The 17,845-nt window shown below is 66.5% G+C and carries 12 protein-coding genes; 5 read left to right on the forward strand and 7 right to left on the reverse strand.

Annotation, left to right across the window (positions count from 1 at the left end; all coding sequences use genetic code 11):
* Nucleotides 1–2: 2 nt before the first annotated feature.
* Nucleotides 3–6,134 (reverse strand): Ig-like domain-containing alpha-2-macroglobulin family protein, encoded by a 6,132-nt coding sequence (locus P2869_RS23790; protein WP_277599753.1) that lies wholly within the window; start codon nt 6,132–6,134, stop codon nt 3–5.
* Between the two features lie 335 nt (nt 6,135–6,469).
* Between P2869_RS23790 and P2869_RS23795 the strand changes: the two genes are divergently transcribed.
* Entirely contained in the window at nt 6,470–7,531 is a 1,062-nt protein-coding gene (locus P2869_RS23795) for a HoxN/HupN/NixA family nickel/cobalt transporter (RefSeq protein WP_277599754.1), read from the forward strand.
* 143 nt (nt 7,532–7,674) lie between these two features.
* On the opposite strand, the gene P2869_RS23800 is transcribed toward P2869_RS23795, so the two are convergent.
* The gene (locus tag P2869_RS23800; RefSeq protein WP_026121713.1) at nt 7,675–8,004 is read right to left on the reverse strand and encodes an HPF/RaiA family ribosome-associated protein; all 330 of its coding nucleotides are present in this window, start codon (nt 8,002–8,004) and stop codon (nt 7,675–7,677) included.
* A gap of 311 nt (nt 8,005–8,315) precedes the next feature.
* Here P2869_RS23800 and P2869_RS23805 point away from each other — a divergent pair, with 311 nt between their 5' ends.
* Entirely contained in the window at nt 8,316–8,711 is a 396-nt protein-coding gene (locus tag P2869_RS23805; RefSeq protein ID WP_277599755.1) for a TraR/DksA family transcriptional regulator, read from the forward strand.
* Nucleotides 8,712–8,979: 268 nt separating this feature from the next.
* Here the strand turns inward: P2869_RS23805 and P2869_RS23810 are convergent, their stop codons facing one another.
* Both P2869_RS23810 and P2869_RS23815 read right to left on the reverse strand, forming a co-directional pair.
* Nucleotides 8,980–9,390 (reverse strand): hypothetical protein, encoded by a 411-nt coding sequence (locus P2869_RS23810; RefSeq protein WP_277599756.1) that lies wholly within the window; start codon nt 9,388–9,390, stop codon nt 8,980–8,982.
* A gap of 268 nt (nt 9,391–9,658) precedes the next feature.
* Nucleotides 9,659–11,209 carry a deoxyribodipyrimidine photo-lyase gene (locus P2869_RS23815; RefSeq protein WP_277599757.1) on the reverse strand — a complete coding sequence of 517 codons (1,551 nt, stop codon included), beginning with the start codon at nt 11,207–11,209 and terminating at the stop codon, nt 9,659–9,661.
* Nucleotides 11,210–11,409: 200 nt separating this feature from the next.
* Here P2869_RS23815 and P2869_RS23820 point away from each other — a divergent pair, with 200 nt between their 5' ends.
* Nucleotides 11,410–12,456 carry a MerR family transcriptional regulator gene (locus P2869_RS23820; RefSeq protein ID WP_277599758.1) on the forward strand — a complete coding sequence of 349 codons (1,047 nt, stop codon included), beginning with the start codon at nt 11,410–11,412 and terminating at the stop codon, nt 12,454–12,456.
* On the opposite strand, the gene P2869_RS23825 is transcribed toward P2869_RS23820, so the two are convergent.
* The 3 genes from P2869_RS23825 to P2869_RS23835 all read right to left on the reverse strand — a co-directional run bounded on the left by P2869_RS23825 (nt 12,451) and on the right by P2869_RS23835 (nt 14,950).
* The gene (locus tag P2869_RS23825; protein ID WP_277599759.1) at nt 12,451–13,797 is read right to left on the reverse strand and encodes a type II toxin-antitoxin system HipA family toxin; all 1,347 of its coding nucleotides are present in this window, start codon (nt 13,795–13,797) and stop codon (nt 12,451–12,453) included. The two genes, P2869_RS23820 and P2869_RS23825, sit on opposite strands and share 6 nt — an antisense overlap.
* Before the next feature lie 2 nt (nt 13,798–13,799).
* Complete coding sequence (locus P2869_RS23830; RefSeq protein ID WP_042301760.1) at nt 13,800–14,039, reverse strand: helix-turn-helix transcriptional regulator; 240 nt, start codon at nt 14,037–14,039, stop codon at nt 13,800–13,802.
* Between the two features lie 125 nt (nt 14,040–14,164).
* Entirely contained in the window at nt 14,165–14,950 is a 786-nt protein-coding gene (locus P2869_RS23835; RefSeq protein ID WP_199541939.1) for an IclR family transcriptional regulator, read from the reverse strand.
* A gap of 312 nt (nt 14,951–15,262) precedes the next feature.
* Between P2869_RS23835 and ugpC the strand changes: the two genes are divergently transcribed.
* Nucleotides 15,263–16,339: a sn-glycerol-3-phosphate ABC transporter ATP-binding protein UgpC gene (gene ugpC / locus P2869_RS23840; RefSeq protein WP_277599760.1), complete on the forward strand. Its 1,077-nt coding sequence runs from the start codon at nt 15,263–15,265 to the stop codon at nt 16,337–16,339.
* A 147-nt stretch (nt 16,340–16,486) separates the two neighbouring features.
* Nucleotides 16,487–17,836: a sugar ABC transporter substrate-binding protein gene (locus tag P2869_RS23845; protein WP_277599761.1), complete on the forward strand. Its 1,350-nt coding sequence runs from the start codon at nt 16,487–16,489 to the stop codon at nt 17,834–17,836.
* Nucleotides 17,837–17,845: the final 9 nt, after the last annotated feature.

Genomic DNA, 17,845 nt, shown 5'->3' on the forward strand with positions numbered 1-17,845 from the left:
CTTCACTGCGCCACCGGCCGCACGACCACCGACGCATTCGGCAGCACCCCGAACGTCGAGGGCGCGTAGAGCGCCTCGACGCGCGTGGGCGGCAGTCCGAACGTGCCGACGTTGTTGAGCCGCATGGTGTATTCCACGGAGAATTTCCCCTTCGGCAGGTAATCGTAGTAGGCGCGATAACCGTCGAAGCCGCGCTCCACGAATGCCGGCCACGCGTCGCCCTGTTGCCGTTCGCCCTGCGTGGCGGCCTCCGAATCGCGGCCGAGGCCGGAGCCGAGAAGGGTCGCGCCCGCGGGCACCGGATCGTTGACGACCACCCAGGTCATGTCGGTCTGGGCATCGATGTCGAGGTGCACGCGCACGATGTCGCCGCGCGTGTACGTCCCTCTGGCCATGCCCTTCACCGCGGGGTCCACCGCCGTCACCGTCTTCGTGATGCGATAGCCCGCGGCGAACGGCGCCTTGAGCGCCACCGCCGCGAGGCTTTCGATGGTGGCCCACGGCTTGCCGGTGCCGTCCTGCGTGAGCGTCAACGAAAGCGCGCCGGGCGCTGTGGCGGGCGCGCCGCGCGCCTCGGCCGGCCACGGCAGCAACACGCTGCGCGTGTTCGCGGTCTTCGTGATCGCCGTAGCGGACGCGAAATTCGCCGCCGCCGATGCCGGCTGGCTCCACGCGATCGTCTTCGTGGTCGCGCCCAGTTGAAGCCGCGTCTGGCCGGTCACGGGCACGCTTTCGAAGGCGCGCGAGAAACGCTGCACGGCGAGCAGACCCCACAGGTTCGCCGTCGTGGTCTGCCACGCGCCGTTCTTCTGCATGCCGAGCAGGCCCGCGACGAGGCGCGGCATCTCGTCCTTCCACCCCGGTGCATCGACGAACGTGAGCGCCGTGCGCGCCGCGTTCGTTTCGGTGCCCGTCATGAGCCACCAGAGGTCGTCGCCGTCCGCGGTGGAGAAGGTGAGGCGCGTGCCCTGATACGTAAGGCGGGCGCGGATGATCTGCTCGGTCTGCGCGAGCTTGTCGTCGCGTTGCGGGATGTCCTTCACGCGCGAGAGGATCGCGTAGTAGTCGAGCACCGCGGAGGTGGGCCACTGGTTCGGTGCGACCTCGATCGAATCGAGCATGCTGGCACGCGCGGCACCGTGACGCGAAAGCGCCTCGATGGCGGCGAGCTTGCGCAGGTCCAGGTCCTTGCGCGGCGCCCAGAACTTGCGCTCGAGGCGGCCTTCCACGAAGGCGGCGAGACCGCTCTCCATCCTGGCACGCAGGTCGTCGGGCAGGGCGAAGCGCGGGTCGAGCTTCGCGGCTTCGTCCGTGACCGAGAGCAGGTACGCCGTGAGCGCGGTGCTGCCCGTGTTGCCGCTGTCGTCCGAGGGCGGGAAGTAGTTCGCCAGACCGTCGCGGTCCAGATACACCGGCATGCGCGCCACCACGGCCTGCCACTGCGCCACGTCGTTCAGGCCCAGCGCACGCGAAGTCTGCTGCTCGATGCAACTGTACGGATAGCGCTCGAACCAGCGGCGCACGCCCGGCAGCCCTTCGGAGAGCTTCGGCTGCAACGAGACCGCGATGCCGCCGCGCGGCACGCCGGCCTGCGTGGTGGTCGCATTCGGCGGCGCGGCCACGGGCAGCGAGAACGAGCCGTCCACCTGCGTGAGTGTGGCCTGCTGCACGGTGACGGGCACGGCCGCCGTAACGCGCTGCGTGACCTTCAGCGCATCGCTGGCGTGCGGTCCGCCCTGTTCGGCGGCGGCCACGTTCCAGGCGAGCGCGGCGGGCGACGCTTCGGACAAACCGTCGGGCGGCGTGACGGTCCACGCTACTTCGCGCGCGGAGTCGGCGGCGACGTCGACCGTTTGCGGCGCGAGTGTGAGGCCTGGCACGTTCGGCGTAACCACCACCTTCATCGCGCGCGCCGTCGTGTTGCGCACGGTGAATTGCGCGCGGAACTGATCGCCTTCGCGCACGAGCGGCGGCAGGCCCGAGATCAGTTGCAGGTCCTGCGTGCTGCGAATCGAAACGCTGCCCGTGCCGAACGTGCCGTCGCCCACCGCGGCGATGGCGACGATGCGAAAGCTCGTGAGCGAGTCGTTGAGCGGCACGACGAGCGACGCCTCGCCGTTCGCGTCCAGCGTCACGCGCGGGTTCCAGAGCAGCAGCGTGTCGAACAGTTCGCGCGTGGCGCCGTGTCCGCCGCCACCGCCCGCGGGCACGGCCTTGCGTCCGAAGTGCCGGCGCCCGACGATCTCCATCTGTGCCGTCGACGTCTCCACGCCGTAGGAGCGCCGCTGGAGCATGGCGTCGAGCACGTCCCAGCTGTCGTTCGGCATGAGTTCGAGCAGGGCTTCGTCCACGGCGGCCACGGCGATCTGCGTGCCCGCGGGCGCGGGCTTGCCGCCCGGCATCTGCACGCGCAGCTTGACGTGGGCCTTGCCGCGCACGGTGTAGGTCTTCGCATCGGGCGTGACGGTGACGGCCAGGCGATGCGCGGCCGTGCCTACCTTGATCTCCGCAAGGCCGTAGCGATACGCGGGTTTGGAGAGGTCCACGAGCGGCGTGGGCGCCTCGTACTGGCGCCCTTCGTACCAGAACGCCCGGGCCCATTCGATGGGGGCCTTCCAGCCCCACGTGAAGAACGAGTACCACGGCACCTCGTGAATGCGCCCGCGCAGCGCGAGCACGGAGACGTACACGTTCGGCCCCCACGCCTCGTTCACCTTGAGGTCGATGGTGGGGTCTTTGCCGTCCAGCTTCACGACGTGCGTTTCGATCACGCCTTCGCGTTCCACGGCGACGAGCGCCGTCGCGAAGCGGAACGGCATGCGCACCTGGAAGCGTGCGGTTTCGCCGGGCTCGTAGGCGGTCTTTTCGGGCAGCACGTCGATGCGGTCGGTGTTCTCGCCGCCGAACCAGAGGTCTTCCTCGCGCGTGACCCACACGGAAGTGGTCGCGGTGGACGCATTGCCGTCGCCGTCTTTTGCCGTCACGACGAGGTCGACGTTGCCCGCTTCCTTGAGCTTCGCGTCGCAGGCGAGCAGGCCGTGGTCATCGCTCTTGCCGCTGCACAGCGTGCCGAGGTCTTTCGTTTCGGTGTGGTTGTCGTACGCGTAGAAGCCGCCCACCATGCGTTTGCGCGACGTGATGGTGATGCGCGCGATACCGTGCACGTCGAGCGGCACGCCCGCGCGCGGCTTGCCTTGCAGGTCGAGCGCGAGCGCCTTCACGGGCACCGTGTTGCCCACCGACACCCATTGCCCCGACTTCACGCCCGCCACCACCGCGGCGGGCCACAGCGTGGCGCTGCCGCTGATGGTCTGCACTTCGCCGTTCGGGTCCGCGAAGGTGCTTTCGAGCGCGAGACGCTTCGGCGCATCCACGGCCGGCAGGTTCTTCAGCGTGAGACGGCCTGCCCCGTTGCGGTCCAGCGTGACGGGCTCCTTGTCGGCGATGAGCTTCGAGCCGTCGTCGGTGGATTGCTGCGATGCGCTGTCTTCGTCGTCGCTCGTGTCGGACGACGCGTTGTCGTTGCGCTTCACGTAGGGCACGAAGCTGTAGTCGGGATACGTGTCCGCGAACGCGGGCGAGGTGCTCTTAATGAGCGCGGAGACCTGCACGGGCAGGCCCGACGCGCCGCCGCCCGAGGTGTACTCGATCTGCAGCGTGAGCGGCGCTTCCTTCGCGGCCACGAGCGGGTGGGCCTTCTCGTCGCGCACGGCGATCGTGCCTTTGAAGACGGGCAACCGGAATTCCTCGACGCGGAAGCTGCCCGACGTGTAGCTGTGGCGCACGGCGTCGCCTTCGCCGCTGTCATTGTTGTTGTCGTTGTTATCGTCGGCGTTGCTCGATGCCTGGTCCGATGCCTCGCCCGATGCGGCATTCACGTTGCCGTCGTCGAGCGAGACTTCGTACTCGCCCAGCTTGGCCGCGGCCGGAATAACGAAGGTCGAGTCGGCGGTGTGGTCGGCAGCCCATTTGAGCGGCAGGTGCCAGGTCTGGCCGCTGCCCGTATGACGGATGGTGACGCGCGTCGGGTAGGTCTGCGGGAAGGCGAGGCCGTGCATCGTTTCGACGCGGATCAGGTGCTTCATCGACACCGTTTCGCCCGCGCGCAGCAGCGTGCGATCGAACACGGTATGGGCGCGCACGGTCTGATCGAGGCTCGTGTCGGTGGGCACGTTGAAGCGCCACGACTCGATGCCGCGGTTCCAGTCCGAACGCACGAATGCCATGTCGTGGCCCGTCTTCGGGTCGTCGATGCGCGCCGAGACGAAGAAGCCGCCAAAGGCGTCGTTGCCGCATTCGGCGCGTGGCGCGAGCGGCCCGGCGATCATCAGCACGCCCTGTGCATTGGTCTTGCCGGAAGCCACTTCGTCGCCGTTGCAATCGCTCACGTGGACATCGGCGTTCGGCACGGGCTGGCCCTTGTCGAGCGTCGTCACCCACACCGCGCTGTTTTCGCGGCCCTGCTTGAAGTGCACGCCGAGATTCGTGACGAGCACCGCGGTGCGCACATACATGGGCGCCTGTTTGCCCAGCAGCGACGCACCGAGCGCGGGCGACGCCAGTTCGATCACGTAGAAGCCGGGCTTCGTCACCGGCACGCCCACCACTTCGAACGGACGCAGCGCCTTGGGATCGGCCTTCGGCAGCGAAAGCGTTTCGATGTTGGCGCGGCCCGTGAGCAGCGAGAGCGAGCGCACGTCGATGCGGGGATTCTTCGGGTCGTCCTCGCTGGAGCCGTCCGCTTCGGCGCGCGGCTTCACGATCACGGGATACGGATTGTGATCGAGCAGATTCGGCATCGCCTCGGCAATTTCCTTGCGCGTCATCGTGTAGTTGTCGAAGCGCTCGACGTTGCGCATCCAGCTGCGAATGTCGCTGTCGGCTTCCACGCGCAGCTTCGAGAACTGCGCGTTGCCGGCGTTGAGGCCGGCAATGTGGAGATCCGCCTCGACGTTGCGCAGCGTGACGGGCACGAGCGCGGGCATGTCGGGCTCGGCAAAGCGTTCGATGATGCCGAACGTGCCCGACGAGAATTTCGCGAGCGGCGGCAGCGGGCCGGTCGTGGTCTTGAGCGGGAACAGATCGGCATTGCTGAGCGCGCGGCCGCTCGCGTCCTTGAGGCCGACGGGCAGCACGACGCTCAACTGGGCGCGTTCGGGCAATGGCGCCGCGAATTCGACGGTGCTGGTTTGCGGGTCTTTGTCGTCGGGCGAGAACGTCGGCTTGATATCGCCGTCGGGTCCCTTGAGGCGGAGGCGTTCGGCGTCGCTGCGCGCGATAGGCGCGTTGAACTGCACGCGCACGGGACGCAGCGGCGTGCAGGGCGCCCTGGCGTTTTCGCGTTCGCAACTGAAGCTCGCGGCGAAGGGTTCGCGCACCTTGAAGTCGAAGCGGCGTTCCACGTCGTTGCCAATGCCGCTCGGGCTCGCCACGCCCTTGCCGTAGACCAGTTGCGCCTTCGTGCCCGAAGGCAGGGCCTGCTGGCATTGCAGCGTGAGCACGCGCGCGGCTTCCTTTTGCAGACGGAAGCGCTTCAAAAGCGCCGTGCGCGTGGCGGCGTCCACATTGGTGACGGGAATGCGGTTGCCGAGTCCGCTCGACTCGCACCACACGTGCTGCTTAACCGAGGCATCCGTTGCCGGTCCGTTGAGCTTCAGCACGAAGGCCTGGTTTTCTTCGATCTCGTCGCCGGAGGGCTCGACGTCCTGCACGAACGGACCGCCTGTCTGAAACGCGTAGTGCCGTGGGCCCGTGAGCGCGTTGCCCGCCGACGACTTCAGCCCGTCCTTCAGGTCCACGGAACAGGCGACGCCAGGCGGCAGGTCAGCGGAGAAGTCCCAGGCCCAGGTGCGCTCGTCGATCCAGCGCGACTGGCCCGCGCTCGCGGAGGCGTCGTTGCATTTCACGGCGGCCGGTGCCGCGAGGTCGGGCGCGCCGAACGGCACCATCGCTTCGTCGAACTTGACGACGATCTGCCTGACCTGCGCCACGGTGCCCTGCGGCGACACGTGCGTGATGCGCGCCGCATCGGCCCGCCACGTCGTGGCGCCGAGAAGACCCAGCGCCACGATGGTCGCAGCGGTCGCGGTGGCCCAGAAGGCAGGTTGTTTGAGTTTGTTCGTGCCGCGTCGCATGCGTCGCGCTCCCAGGTTTCATTTTTCTTTCGGAATGACGGGCCGATTCTAACTGACGAAAGAGACGCTTCCAGTACGCATATCGGCGCGTGTCGATGCGCACGCGAAGGCGCCGGCCAAAGCCATTCCGTTGGCCAATTCTTTCCATTGCTTGACGGTCCAGGAAGGCGGCCCGTACACTCGCCCGCGAGTTTGCCGGGTCTCGCTGCAACCCATGCGGCGCTCGCCGTGAGTGTTTCCGTTGTGCCGCCATTGTGTCGCCGTTGTATCACCGTCAAGCGCCACGTACCGCCGCACGCTTATGCCGCCTTGAATTCCAACCGCAGGGAGTTGCCGTGCTCGAACGAGCGTTCCAGTTGTTCAACGATGAACCCGCCACGTCGCGCCGCCGCGTGGCCGGCATCTACGCCTTCCTGCTCGCGTTCAATGTTGCCGCCTGGGGCTGGGCCTTCGCGGTGTTTCACGACAAACCGGTGCTGCTCGGCACCGCGCTGCTCGCCTACACGTTCGGCTTGCGCCACGCCGTGGACGCGGACCACATCGCCGCTATCGACAACGTGACGCGCAAGCTCGTCGGCGCACGTCGCAATCCGCTGTGCGTGGGGCTGTTCTTTTCACTGGGGCATTCCACCGTGGTGGTGCTGATGTCGGTGGCCGTGGCCTGCGCGACCACACGCATCGCCGCGCAGTTTCCGCAGTTCAGGGCCGTGGGCGGCATGATTTCGACGGTGGTGTCGGCGTCGTTTCTGTTTCTGCTCGCGGCGGCCAATTTCGCGATTCTCAAGTCGGTGTATCGCACGTTTCGCGCGGTGCGGCGCGGTGGGGTGCTGGTGGAGGAGGATCTCGACCTGCTGCTCGCGCAGCGTGGCTTGCTGGCGCGTATCTTCCGGCCGCTCTTCGGGCTCGCGTCGCGCAGCTGGCATCTGTATCCCATCGGATTCTTGTTCGGGCTCGGCTTCGATACCGCCACGGAGGTCGCGCTCTTCGGTATCTCCGCGGCCCAGGCCTCGGACGGTCTCTCGTTCTGGTCGGTCATGGTCATGCCGGTGCTTTTCACGGCGGGCATGTCGCTGGTCGATACGACCGACGGCATCCTCATGACGGGCGCCTATCGCTGGGCGTTCGTGCGGCCTATCCGCAAGCTCTACTACAACCTGACGGTGACGTTCGTTTCGGTGGTGGTGGCGGTGGCGATTGGCGGCGTGGAGGTGCTCGCGCTGGCCGCCGACAAGCTCGCGCTCAAGGGGCCGTTCTGGGACACGCTCGCGCTGGCCTCCGAAAACTTCGGCCTTGTCGGCTACTTCGTGATCGGCCTGTTCGTGCTGTGCTGGCTGGTGTCGGCGCTCGTGTACCGCGTGAAGCGCTACGACGAGATCGAGGTGAAGGTAGCGGGGTGAGCCCGAGCGGGGCGGTCATGCCAGACCTCCGCTCGTGCCGGGTGTTGCCAGATGTTGCCGGGTGATGCCAGATGAGCGATGCCACATGAGCGACGCCAGATGGGGGACGCCCGGCGAGGGAAATACGGCGGGAAGGCGGCAGCCTACGGCTGTTGCCGGCTTTCGTCGCGCTGCTTGCGCACGGCGTCTTCGAGCATGCGCGTGATGTCCTTGAACGCGTCGCGCAACGCGACGTAGATGTCTTCGTTGCGCTCGTTGTTCGAGACGAGTTCGCGGCCCGGAATCGTGAGGTCGATGCGCACGTTGAACTGTTTGCCCTGGCTCTTGTGCTTCTCCTCCAGGATCAAACTGACGCGGCAGCGCATGATGTCCGGATAGATGCCGTCGAGCTTTTCGGCATGCCGGGTCACGGCGTCTTCCACGGCATCGGAGCGGTCCACGCCCTGAAACGAAATGTCCAAAGGTAGTTTCATTGTTTCGGTCACTCGAAGGTTGTCGTTGCTGGTCGCCGCTCGACCGTCGACGTCAGTCGCAGCGTGCGTGACCGATACGCTAACCGCCGCCGCCGCGGCCGGATTGACGTGCGTCAATTCCTCGAAGAACCGTGCCGATAGGGTTACGGAAAGGGTGGTCCGGGCGGTTGTCCGCGGTCGTGGCTGTGTTGCTGGTCCGGACGCAATGATCCGGATCACATGGGCGGGCCACCCCGACAGCCTATTTGCATGACGATGACGATGACGATGACGACGCGCACGACAGCGCGCGTGACAACGAGGAGCGAATCATGACCGCATTGGACCCACGCCAGATGGAAACCCTGCGCACGTTGCTGGTGGAGCGCGAGCGAACGGTTCGCGCGGATATCGGGTCGCGCGAGGCGCATCGCGCGGACGAACCCTACGCGGACATGGCCGGCAGCGCGCCCGACGAGGGCGACGAGTCCTCAGCGGATCTGTTCGCCGACATCGACCACGCGGTGATCGACCTGCATCTGGCGGAGCTTCGCGAAATCAAGGCGGCGCTGGCGCGCATGGACGACGGCAGCTATGGCACGTGCAGCGGCTGTGGCGAGCCGGTGGGTGAGGAGCGGCTTCTTGCCTGCCCGACAGCCACGCGATGCGCGCACTGCCAGGCCGTGCACGAAAAGACCTTCGGGCCGCAGGTGACGCGCGGTTTTTGAGACCGGCTTTTGAGACCGGCCGGTGAGCCGACCTGGTGAAGCGAGCGTTTGAACCAACACGGCGACCGCCCGGTGCTCGATGCGCCGACACATCACCTTTCGCGTGGGGGCGTTGCGAAGCGGGCAATCGAAGTTGGCATCGAGCGGCCTGCCGGAATGAACGCATGGACGAAGAAACTACACGGCCTGCGTTGCAGGGCCCCGCGACAGGGGCGGGCCGCACAGACGCCACGGCGCCCGCGCAGCCCGCCGCCATGCTGCCACGTTGCTACTGACCGCTCTGGTTCGGGCTATTCATATCGTTGCTCTCGCCGCCATAGTTGTCGCTGTTCGAGCGGCCCATGCGGGAATGGTTCGGTGGTGTGGCCCCGGTTCCCGTGCCCATGCCGCCGCCCGTGCCGGTCACGCCCGGCGAGCCGTAGCCGCTGTCGGTCGGGCTGGTGCCTGAGCGGCCCATCGTCCCCGCACCCGGCGACGTGCCCGGTGTAGCCACGCCGCCCGCACCGCCGGTCGTGCCGCCGCCCGCGCCCACCCCTGCGCTACCACCTGAGCCACCGCCACCCGCGCCCGCGCTGCCGGCGCCGCCTGCGCCGGCACCACCGCCCGCCTGAGCGAATGCGCCGCCCGCGAACGTGGCCACCGCGATCGATGCGAGCATTCTCTTCACTGAAGTCTTCATGATCGAATTCCTCCCGAAAGTCATAGACGAATTGCGCGTCCCAATCGAGGACATGCATGCAGAGAGTCCGCAAGGCCCGTGCCGCGACGAAGTGGCCGGGCGCTGCGCGGCGGGGCTGCAGGCTTGTGCGAGGCCGCTTGAAAGAGGCGCGCGAGGGATAGAGGAATCGACACGGGGGGACGTTCGAAGCTAACGGGGTACGGACCGGTCTACCCGCCGCGATCTGTTCCGATCACCGATCGTCGATGGCGTAGCGGAATGCCTCCGCCTATGCCGCACTGTCCGCCTGTTCGCCGCGCGACCGCTGCAGGGCGTGGAGCGCTTGGAGTGCTCGCGTGCGTGCATGCTGATGATCGACCATCGGCCACGGATAGCTCTCGCCGAGCCGCACCGACGCGGCCTCTAGTTGCGCCGGCTGCGCGCGCCACGGTGCGTGGATCGATGCATCGGGTAACCGCGCCAGTTCCGGCACCCAGCGCCGCACGTAGTCGCCTTCGGGATCGAACTTCTGCCCCTGCAGGACGGGATTGAAAATCCGGAAGTACGGCGCGGCGTCGGCGCCGGTGCCCGCGACCCATTGCCAGCTCGCGGGGTTGCTGGCTTCGTCGGCGTCCACGAGCGTGTCCCAGAACCAGGCTTCGCCCGCCCGCCAGTCCATGAGCAGGTGCTTGACGAGAAACGACGCCGCCACCATGCGCACGCGGTTGTGCATCCAGCCCGTGTGCCACAGCTCGCGCATGCCGGCATCGACGAGCGGATAGCCGGTCGTGCCGCGCTGCCAGGCATCCAGCGATTCAGGGTCGTCGCGCCACGGCATGGCATCGAACTGACGTCGGAAGTTCACGCGATCGAGCGGCGCGAAATGGTAGAGCAGGTGGTACGAAAACTCGCGCCAGCCCAGCTCGTCGAGAAACTTGTCGAGGCTTGCCGCAATAGGCGGGGCTGCGCGGCACGCGTCTGCCCCTGCCTGACGATCTGCTCGAGGGCCGGCGCGACTGGCCTCCAGCGCCGCGTACCACACCTGCCGCACCGAGAGATTGCCGAAGCGAAGATACGGCGACAGCCGGCTCGTGGCCTGCGCGCCCGGCGTGTCGCGGCCGATGGCGTAACCGGCGAGCGTGTCGGCGAGAAATTGCTGGAGCCGGCGCTGTCCCGCTTCTTCGCCGCATTGCCAGGTCTCGCGCAATCCGCCTGCCCAATCCGGCGCGCACGGCTGAAGTTTCAGGTCCGGGAGCGCCTTCACGCGCGAGGTGACGTGCTCCGGCACGCGAAAAAAGTCGATACGCCCTGGGGCTGGGCGGGGCAACTCCGGCGCATAGTCGTGCCGCGCCGCGCGCCAGTACGCCCCGAATACCTGGAACGGTTGACCGCCGCGGGTGGTGACGGTCCATGGCTCGCGCAGCAGGTGTCCGTTGAAGGTGAACACCTCGATGCCGCGCGCTTTCAGCGCCGACTTGATGGCGGCGTCCGTCTTTCGCTGCGCGGCTGAATAGCGGCGGTTCCAGCACACCTTGGCCGCGCCGGTCTGCGCGACGAACGTTTCGATGACCTCCTGTTCGGGGCCGTACAGCACGGTCAGTCCGCCACCGCGCGCTGCCAGTGCGGCATCGAGTTCGCGCAGCGATTCGTGCAGCCACCAGCGCACGGCGCCGCCTGGCGGACGCGCATCGTGCGGCTCCGGATCGTAGACATAGACGCAGACAACGGGGTGGCCGCTCGCCGCGGCGTATTCCAGCGCGGGATGGTCCGCGAGACGCTGATCGTCGCGAAACCAGACGACAACGGGCGGTTGCGAAGGGCGAGGCGAGCGGGACGGCATCGGCGGGTGGGGCGGTGAAGATGTGTGACAGTTTATCCGATTGCGTGACGAGTGTAGGGTATATCAATCGGAGTGAATCGGAAGATACGGGATTAAGTCTTGCAATGTCACGAGAATTCGTTTCAAAGGAGGCTCGTGCGCTATCATCCCTTCCCACGGGCTCGAAGCCCACCCATGTCCTCCAGGAATCAGGAGACCGCATGAAGACAAAGGCCAAGCCGGCGGCGGCCACATCCCGTGGCAATAAGGAACGCGTGAGCCCAACGGAAAGCGGGCACCGCTACCGCAGCGGCGAAGCGGCGCGGCTCGCGAACATGCCGCCTACGACGCTGCGCATGTGGGAACGGCGCTACGGCGTGATTGGTCCGTTGAAGAGCGAGTCGGGGCAGCGTCTGTATTCGGAGGACGACGTGCGCCGGCTCGTGCTGCTGAAGGCGCTCGTGCGGCAAGGGCATGCCATCGGTTCGGTGGCGCGCCTCGCTCACAATCAGCTGGAAGCGCTCTTGCAGACGCGGCCGGGCGGCGCCGTGGCATCCGCTCAAGCCGCGCACGAGGAGTCGGGACAGCGCGTGCGCATTGCAACGGTAGGCGCTGCGATCTCGCGTCGGCTGCGGGCCGCGCTCGAACAGACGCAGCGTGCCGACGCCGTGGAACGGCTCGACTTCTCAGGCCTGACCGAGGTTGGCACGGCAGCGGGGAAGGGTGCGTCGGCGGATGCACTCGTCATCGACGTGCTTTCGCTCACCCGCGAACTGGCTGCACAAGTGCTGGAGATGCGCGACCGGCTGCATGCGCGGATGGCTGCCGTCAGCTACGCATACGGCAACGCGCAGGCGACTGAAACGCTGCGCATGGGCGGCGTGCGGTTGTACCGCGCACCGATGAGTGCCGTGGAAATGCGCCAGCTCGCGGGCGACCTCTACGCGGGCGGCAAGGGCGAAGCGCCCGTGGGTCTGGAGAGCAACGGCGTGCGTGCGCCGCGCCGCTTCGATGACGAAACGCTGGAACGCGTGATGGCTCAGTCGTCGGTGGTGCGCTGCGAATGTCCGCAGCACCTGGGCGAACTGATCATTCGTCTGGACGCCTTCGAGCGCTATAGCGACGACTGCACCTCGCGATCGGTGGACGACGCCGTGCTGCATCGGCACCTGGGCAACGTGGCGAACCAGGCGAGAGTCATGCTCGAAGCCGCGCTCGAGCGAGTCGTGGCTGCCGAGGAAACACGAGGCGGACCGCAGGCGTCATGAATCGTACTCGCCTGCAAGCGCATCGGCATTGCGCTGCAGCCCCTTGAAAATGGTCTCGGCCACGCGCGGCGGGAAGCCTGACGGTAACGCCGCGCCCACTTCGGCGATGACCGCCGGTGTTCTCTCGATAATCGGCGCGATGAGCGACGCCGCGTTCTCGCCGTAGAAGCAGCGCCGGGCCATCTCGTCCAGATGTGCGCGGCGGATCTCCTGCATGCGGTAGCGGGGGTGATTGCCGGGAACGGCCATGGCGAGGCGCGCCTTGTACCAGGACCACTGGCTGCCGCCGTCGCCTTCGACCGGCCAGATCGACATCACGTCGTAGAGCGGCGTGAGCGCGAAGGCGCCGCGCGCCAGCAGGTGGAGGCTGAAATTCTTCGCGTGACCGTCCGGTGCGGCCAGCATCCAGAACAGAATCTGCGCGCCAAGCAGCGTTTCGATGTCCTTCAGCCCATTCGCGGACTGCCGAAGCCGGTCGGCAATCTGCACGAGTCCCGGCCCGCCGTCGCGCTGGTATTTCAGATGAGGCGGCAGGCCCAGCGCCTGGCAGAAATCCTCCTGCGGAAGACGCAGCAACGTCTTGCCGTCCGGCGTGAAGCGCCGGTCGAAGCGCGCCACGGCGAGCACCTTCTGGCTGCCGAACTGAAGCATCTCCGTGGAAGCAACGGGCAGCCCGTAGGCGCCCAGAATGCGCATGCAGAGCCACTCGTTTTCAACCGATGCCTGCATGTCCACCTTGCGGCCGCCAATCAGCCCGAGCGGCAGCTTGAAGATATGAGTGGTGGGCGTAGCGCCGTGCGGGAGCATCCATTTGCCCTCGTAGCGCAGAAAGGCCGTCTTCTCCTGTGCGCCGGCAAGCGAAATGCGGAAGTCGTCCGCGTCCTGATCCGCCGTTGCGCGGCCGGGGTTGGGCGATACCGTGTCGAGCAGGTGACGCTCGATGGCGGCCTCGTCCACCACGCGCCCGCTAACGGTGTCCCAACCGTCGGACGTCGCGTTCGCGGGAAGAATCTGCAACGCGCCGATACAGTCGCGGCCGATGGCTTCCAGCAGGTCGAACGCGTCGAGCGACGGCGTCTTGAAGCGCGCGCCGATGCGCTGGCGAATGGCTTCGTTGTCCGGCAGCAGATTCTCGAAGAAGTTGCGCACGCGGTCGCCGCGCAGCGGCGTGGTGTCGACCCCGAACGGCAGCGAGAGCGAGAGCGGACGGCCGAGCGGCGAGGACATCCAGCCGGCGTCGTACTGGAACTCCATGGCGCCGCTGGCCGGGTTGCGCCATTCGCCGATGCGCGCGCCGTTGGCCCAGACCGAGAGTGCGCGGGTATGGGTAGGACGGCCCATGGTCACCACGCCGTCGCGCCTGGCTCGCCGCGGCTCGCCACTTCGAGCTGGAGGTCGTAGAGCGCGGTCATGGCGAGCAGTTGCGCGACGGTGACGGTGGCCGCCCCCTTCTCGAGTTCGGACACGCGGTTCTGGCTGAGCCCGAGCCGAATGCCGGCCTGAGCCTGCGAGAGCCCCTTCGCCCGCCGCGCGCTGCGCAGGATCTGCCCGACTTGCTCTGATGTGGTGATGAGTTGCCGCATGAAATGAAATATCGCTAATGTCGATAAACGCAGTATATCGGGAATAGCGATAAATTCAAGATATCGGCATTGGCGATATTTCAGGAATATCGGAATCACCGATAGCCGCCATCCGGCGTATCCGATCAATCCGACGGTGCGTGCCAGTACACGTCCAGTCCCATCAGCGTGGTCAGCATGTTCGCGGCTTCCTTCATTTTTTCGCCGACCTCGGCAATCGACGGCACGGGCGCGTTGTCGATGCGCTCGATATAAGGCGTCGTCAACGACGCGATGGCGTGTCCGTCGCGGCCGAACACCGGGTAGGCGAGGTTGCGCACGCCCTTCACCTGGCGGCTCGGCATGCGCGCGAAACCCCGCTGCCGGATGAGGTCGAGTTCATGCGCAAGCGCCGGCGCATCGACTTCGAGTTCGCCATCCACGGGTACGTGCAGGGCGAGCATGCGCTCGCGCTCAGTCGGGTCCTGGAACGCCATCAGCACCTGGCCCGACGCCGTGTCCGTCATGCCGATGAGCGTGCCCACCTTCAGCGAGAAACCCCAGCGCTCGGGGCTTTCCACTCCCGCCACGATGATTACGCGCCCCGCCTGATAGACGCACAGATGAAACGACTGCCGCACCTCGTTCGCGAGTTGCGTCAGCAGCGGCAACGCCGTGGACACGAGCGAACGCACGGGTTGATGCCGGTGCGCGAGTCGAAACAGCAGCAGTGAGAGCGCGTAGCGTTCGCCGTTCGCAATCAGGTAGCCGCGGGTCTCCAGCGTCACGACCATCCGGAAGATTTCGTTCGTCGTGCGGCCAAGCGCGCGGCCAAGCTCGACGAGCGACAGGCCCTCGGGATGGTTGGCCAGCAGTTCGATGATGTCGAGGCCCTTTTCGAGAGCCGGTGCCGAGTAGCGCGTCGTGTCCAACGTAGTGTCCTTCGCAGATGCCGGGGAAAGGTTCGGATGTCGCCCGGGGTCGATTGTAGTGCCGCACCGCGGGCCGCCGGAGCCGATACACCGATGCGCAAGCACGCCGAGGGGGGGCGGGAAAACACCGACCATCATTTTATGTATGAAAGAGAATTTTATAAATAAAATATCGCACAGGGGATCAGGCACAGTGCAGGGGCGAAATGCAGGGCCAAAGCGCAGGGCCAAAGCGCAGGGGCGCAGCCGGGGTCGCGACGCATCGTGCGCCCGGTCCGTTGCAGACGCAGTTCCGCTGGAGGAGACGCACGCATGGCCGAGGTGGTGTTCGAGCAGGTTCAGAAGTCGTTCGGCGCGGTGCCGGTGCTCAAGCGCATCGACCTGACCGTGCGCAATGGCGAGTTTCTCGTACTGGTGGGCCCGAGCGGATGCGGCAAGTCCACGCTGCTGCGGGCGCTGGCGGGCCTGGATGGCGTGACGCACGGGCGCATCCTGATCGACGGGCGCGTGGTCAACAGCTTGCCGCCCAAGGAACGCGACATCGCGATGGTGTTCCAGAACTACGCGCTCTATCCGCATATGAGCGTGCTGGAAAACCTCACCTTCGCGCTGAAGCTGCGCGACCTGAAACCGCAAGAGATCGATGCGCGCGCCCGCGAAGCCGTTGCGATTCTCGGGCTGGAAGGTGTGCTGGACCGTTATCCGCGCCATCTGTCGGGCGGGCAGCGGCAGCGCGTGGCGATGGGCCGGGCGATCGTGCGCGACCCGAAGGTCTTTCTGTTCGACGAACCGTTGTCGAATCTGGATGCGAAGCTGCGCGTGCAGATGCGTGCCGAAATCCGCGCGCTGCACCAGCGGCTCAAGGCGACCACCGTGTACGTGACGCACGATCAGATCGAGGCGATGACCATGGCCGACCGCATCGTCGTGCTGAACGGCGGGGCCATTGAACAGATCGGCGCACCGCTCGAGCTGTACGACGATCCCGACAACCTGTTCGTCGCGGGCTTCATCGGCTCGCCTGCCATGAACCGCTTCAGCGGCATCTATGAGCGCACCGGCGAGGGCGCGCGGGTGCGTATCGGCGACAGCGCGCTGGCCGCGCCGGTGGTAGCAGCGGCCTCGGGGCAGCGTGTGACCGTGGGCGTGCGGCCCGAGCATCTGGTGCCGCATCGGGCGTCCGACACGGCCGGCAGTCTGCCGTTCTGCGTCGACGTGGTGGAACCCACGGGCGCGGCAACCGAACTGTTCGGCACGATTGCGAGCGAGCGGTGCTGCGTGCTGGTGAACGGCCGCGCTGCCTTGAAGCCGGGCAATGTCACGACGCTGCACGCGGCGCCGGAGCACGTGTATCTGTTTGACGAGGAAAGCGGCCGACGTCTTCGTTGACGGGGCCACCCTGCGTGCCGGCGCGAGTCGCAAGGGCAACGCGGAGCGACAGGAACACCCGGAACAGCGAAGCGGTACGACGCATGGCATGACAACCCGCAACAGCAAAGCCGTCGCGGCACGACGGCCAACACAAGGAGACGCAACATGTCGGGCTGCAACAGGAGGAAGGCAGCGCACGGTGCGATCGTGCGGGCGGTGGTGTCGGTACTGGCGTTGGCGGGCATTGTCGCTGCCGGCGCGGCGCATGCCGACAACGAATACAAGGGCTACACGCTGCGCGTAAAGCTGATAGGCGGCGTGCAGTACGAGGCGCTCTATACGCGTATTCCGCTGTGGGAAAAGCAGACCGGCGCGAAGGTGGAAATCGTGTCGCGCAAGAGCCATTTCGAGCTCGATCGCGAACTGAAACAGGACATCGCGTCGAATCACATCGACTACTGCGTGTCGTCGAACCACACCAACTTCGCCGCTCAGTATCCGATCTTCCGTGACCTGAAGGGCCTTTTCCCCGCGGACTATCTCGCGCAATTTGCGCCGAGCCTGCTCAAGCAGTCGGAAGTGAAGGGGCATCTCGTGCAGATTCCGCGTTCGACGGACATCGAGGCGCTCTACTACGACAAGACCGTCTTCGACGATCCCGCCACCCAGGCCGCGTACCGCAAGCAGTTCAACGAAGCGCTGGCGCCGCCGAAAAATTTCGTTGAATTCGCGCAGCAGGCCAAGTTCTTCACGAAGGCGCCTGGCTTTTACGGCACGCAATTCCCCGGCAAGGACGAGGCGCTGACCGGCACCTTCTATTCGCTGCTCGTCGCGAACGGCGGCCAGTTGCTCGACGCGAAAATGCGGCCCGTGTTCAACTCGCCCGCGGGCGTGAAGACGCTCGACTGGTTCGTCGACCTCTACAAGGCCGGCGCCGTGCCGAAGGGCGCGCCGAACTACGTGTGGGACGACCTGGGCAACAACTTCGCCGCGGGCAAAGTGGCGCTGGACATGGACTGGCCCGGCTTCGCGTCGTTCTACAACGACCCGAAGACCTCGAAGCTTTCGGGCAACGTCGGCGTGGTGCGCGCACCGCTTGGTGCGGCCGGCAAGCGGCCGGGCTGGTCGGGCTCGCACAGTTTCTCGATCACGAAGACATGCAACCGGCCCGACATCGCGGCGAGCTTCATCGAGTTCCTGACAAGCCATGATTCGCAGATGGTGGAGGCGCGCCTCGGCACCATTCCGTCGCGGCTCGACGCGCAGCGCGACGCCGTGAAGGAGTTTCAGGCGAAGCACGACGACTACATGGCGAACGCGATCGCCGTGTTCAGTGCCGCGGCGAAGGACGATTCGTTCACGCCGCCGCGCATCGCGCAATGGAACGAGATCTCCAACGCGCTGTGGCCCGAACTGCAGAAGGCGATTATCGGCGACAAGAGTTCGAAAGCGGCGCTCGACGATGCCGCGAAAAAAGTCTCGGACATCATGCAGGACGCGGCCCAGGACGAGTGACCGATCGAT

Source organism: Paraburkholderia sp. SUR17, from assembly GCF_029536165.1.
Classification (GTDB): domain Bacteria; phylum Pseudomonadota; class Gammaproteobacteria; order Burkholderiales; family Burkholderiaceae; genus Paraburkholderia; species Paraburkholderia kururiensis.